Below are 3563 nucleotides of genomic sequence, written 5' to 3' on the forward strand. Positions count from 1 at the left end.
GTTGTTTGAGAGGTTTTGTTGTTGTGGGACGTTGTGAAAGCGAGTATGTTGTGGAGTGTGTTGTGCGTGGTCGTGGTTTCGTGGTTCAGTTGCTTTTTGTTTGGTTTTTCTTGGTTTTTTTCTTGACGAGGTCGTATTTTTCGAGGACTGCTTTGTAGCGTTGAAAGTCGGGTGATTTTTTGAAGCTTTCTAAGTTTCGTTTGGAGAGTTTGTTGAGCCATTTGTTGAGGAGTTTGAGAACGTCTTTGACATCTTCTGGTATGATGTAGATATGTTCTTGGACGGGGGCTTCTTCGAGTTCTTCGATATAGCGCTGCCGACGGCGTGCGCCTTTGAGGTAGTTGAAGAAGCGGGTGAGGAGCGTTTCTTCATAGGCTTCTTCTTCTGCCTCAGTCATGTGTTCTTGTTTGGCTCTCTTCTTGCTTTGCTCGATCTCTTCCTCCATTTTTTTGAGTTTTTCGAGTTCTTCAGGGGTGAGGTCTTCGTCGAGTTCTTCGGTTTCGACGGGTTCGCTTCTCCTGAAGAGGCGGTCGAGCCAGGATGGTTCTCGTTTGAAGACGTGAACTTGGGAGTCTTCGAGTTTTGTTATATCGTCTTCTTTGATTTCTACGTGAAAGAGTTTTCGTTTTGGTTTGGTGTATTGCTCTCTTTTTTTGTGGACTTTAGAGAGGTAGTCATCCATGGTTTTGTGAAAATCTTTGCCTGCGATGGTGCTCACCTTTTGCCCTTGTTTTTTTCTTTTGGTCGATATGCCCTTTTGTGATGAGAAAGGCTTTGCCTTTTTATTTGCTCTGCTGTCACTTGGTATTTAAACGTTTCTGTTAGGAAGGGCCGGTGTATTGCAGCGGGCCTCCTCCTTTGTTTTAACGCGTTTTTCCTGCACCACCCCACAAAAAATTTTCCATATCGAAAATAATTTGGTGGTTGTGTTGAACACGAGAAAAGAGGAGGACCGCCAGGACAAAGAAAAAAAGAGAGAAAAAAAGAAGAGCGCGTGATGGGGCCACTGGGACTTTCGCCGCGCCTCTCATCAGTCGAGGAAGCTGATGACGTGCTGCAAACACACAGCTATCATTCAGCCTAGCCTCAAATGGAGTTCGCCGGTTCGAACCCAGATTTGCCGGTCTGGAGCCGGCCGCTCTAGCCAGGTTAAACTATGGCCCCGTTTTGCACGCGCTCTCAGCATGCAGGAAACAACAAGTTGCTTTTTAAACGTTTGCGTTCGTTGCGTGCTGGCAAGTGCCGCGTACAAAGCGCCGGGTGAGAACGACGCGACAGCGTGCCAGTCAGAATGAATGATGGCCCGTGTTGATTCGGGTGGCGCGGGCCGGCTTGGTTGGGAACAAAAGACGAGAGAAGACAAGAAAAAAAGGGAAAAAGGAAAAAAAGAAGCCGCCCGGGAGGCGCTGAACGTGCACGCACAGAGAGTGGTTGAGGTGTTCTTATAGGGGGTGTGAGTGCGCAATCAGTACCTTCTCGGGCAGGCCTCTTGTTTTGTTATGCATCGTTCGTTGGTAACCTCTTGTTGGTTTCACGGTCCAAGAGCGAGTTGTTTGCACGGCGGGCGTGCCAGTGCTCGCGTTACAGTTCCGCCTGTGGCGCGTGCTGGAAGAGCTCGGTGCTAAACGGCGTCGCGTTTCTGCGCTGTTTCCTCGTTTGTCTGGCAAGGTTGGCGTGAGGGGCGACGAGCAGCTCAGGAAGAGGTGTGACCTCGCCGTACGCTTCCCAGTTCTTTACGCGCTCTTCTTTCATCCTCAACGAGAACTCTGCTTCGACAGCTGCAGGTCCTGCTGTGCTCTGGATGACTTCTTGGAACAGGCCAGGTTCCTCAAGCAAGAACTCTCGAATAACGCGTTTCTCAGCGTTCCGGTCCCGCATTTTTTCCTGTCTTGCCCTTCTTGCCTGTGGCGGAGCTGACCGCCCTGTTGGCGTTGTACGCCATCTCATCTCGCGGCGTCCTCTTCCCTGCCACCTCCCCCATGATGGTTCATTCACGAGTCCATCTTCTTGCCATTGCTCTTTCTTTGTTCTTCGTATTTCTCGTTGCTTTCTTTGTTGCATGCCAATCACCCCTCTTTATAGTGTTATACCATTGGCTATCTTTGTGTTCTTGCGTTGTGCGCCAGTGCTTTGCCTTGACCTGCGCTTTAAGGCCCTCATTGCTGGATGCTCGGTTTCTGGACACTCAGCTTGCTTAGCGTAGTGCTGCTTGGTGCTTTTCAACTCACGCATAGCCCCTATCAAGAACCTTGTTTATTAAATCCTTGTTAAGGTTGCATCTGATGCATGCTCTAGAAAACAAATCCACAAGCCTTAAAAAGCAAGAAGGGTTGTTCCTCGAATGTAATGCTGTACGAGACGCCTCCTTGGTTCTTTGGCTTCGATATTGCCTTCGAACTTGTTTTTGCCGCCATTACGCTCGCGGTGAGTCTGCAGTCCTGGCGGGTGTTCAAGCTAACACGGCAAAGAATGCCGAAACTGTTCGGGACGGGCTTTTTGCTCATTAGCGTTTCATACCTCGTCTGGGCCTTCGTCAACCTCACTATCGCTCTCAAGCTGGATGATGCGTCCTGCGCGTTTTGTTTGGGTCTGCAAGTCGCCTTGCTTGACCGTATAGGCATCTTTCTGCACTTGCTCTTCTTCCTCGCTGGCGTGGTTGTTCTTACGTACAACACCCTTCGCATCAAGAGTGCTCCAACACTAACCCTCCTCCTCATCCTCACCCTGGGTTGGCTGGTCTTGACGATCCAGAAGCTTTGGGTTTTCTACATTCTGACCTCCATCCTCTTCATCTTTATCGTTTCGTACTACTTGCAGAGATTCTTGGATAGGCGGTCGTGGAAGACCTTCTCTATTTTTTTGGCGTTTGTTCTTCTCTTCTTGGGAACCTTGCAATTCATCTTCCTGTCAGTCAACACCGTTTATTACGCCGCAGGGCATGTTCTTGAGCTGGTTGCATACATTCTTATATTAGTTGAGCTCATCCGTGTTTTGAAAAAATGAGTAGGAAACGCAATCGCTTGCAAATCATTTACGACATCCTTTTTGCTATTCGGGAAAAGAACGGGAAGATCAAGCCAACACACATCCTCTACAAGTCCAACCTTTCGCATCAGATGATGGAGGAATACTTAAACGACTTGTGGGCGAAGGGTTTTATCATAGTAAACAATACAAAAAAAGGAAGGACGTTTGCCATCACCGATAAAGGAAACGACTATTTGAACAAGTACAAGATGATTGTTGAGTTTATGGAATCCTTCGGCCTTGACACATAATCATCGACCGGGACACGCGGTTGCCAGAAAGAAACAGCGTGCTTGTTTCCTTTTTGCAGAACTCCGTTGATTCTTGAAAAAGGGCTTTTAAGATGCTTTGTTCTCGAATTTTCCGCAGTAGTTAAAAGTAGACCAGATCTGTACTCCAAACTAACATCTGTCTTTCATACTTTTTTGAGCCTTCAAAGCTTTTTAAGCACGGATGTGATGCGTTTTCCAAAAAAAATGCCAACAAAAAATTAATAAACACTGAATTTCAACACTCAACAATGAACACCGCTAACA

General features: G+C 47.7%; 4 protein-coding genes. 2 read left to right on the forward strand and 2 right to left on the reverse strand.

Annotated features, from left to right (window positions below; all coding sequences use genetic code 11):
* Positions 1–85 precede the first annotated feature (85 nt).
* Entirely contained in the window at positions 86–718 is a 633-nt protein-coding gene (locus tag D6783_03905; GenBank protein ID RME52737.1) for a hypothetical protein, read from the reverse strand.
* Between the two features lie 863 nt (positions 719–1581).
* Positions 1582–2061, reverse strand: coding sequence for a hypothetical protein (locus D6783_03910; GenBank protein ID RME52738.1), 480 nt, complete (start codon positions 2059–2061; stop codon positions 1582–1584).
* A gap of 285 nt (positions 2062–2346) precedes the next feature.
* Between D6783_03910 and D6783_03915 the strand changes: the two genes are divergently transcribed.
* Positions 2347–3003: a hypothetical protein gene (locus D6783_03915; GenBank protein ID RME52739.1), complete on the forward strand. Its 657-nt coding sequence runs from the start codon at positions 2347–2349 to the stop codon at positions 3001–3003.
* Positions 3000–3278 carry a hypothetical protein gene (locus D6783_03920; protein RME52740.1) on the forward strand — a complete coding sequence of 93 codons (279 nt, stop codon included), beginning with the start codon at positions 3000–3002 and terminating at the stop codon, positions 3276–3278. Before D6783_03915 ends, D6783_03920 begins: the two co-directional genes overlap by 4 nt.
* Positions 3279–3563 lie beyond the last annotated feature (285 nt).

This window comes from Candidatus Woesearchaeota archaeon, assembly GCA_003694805.1.
Taxonomy (GTDB): domain Archaea; phylum Nanobdellota; class Nanobdellia; order Woesearchaeales; family J110; genus J110.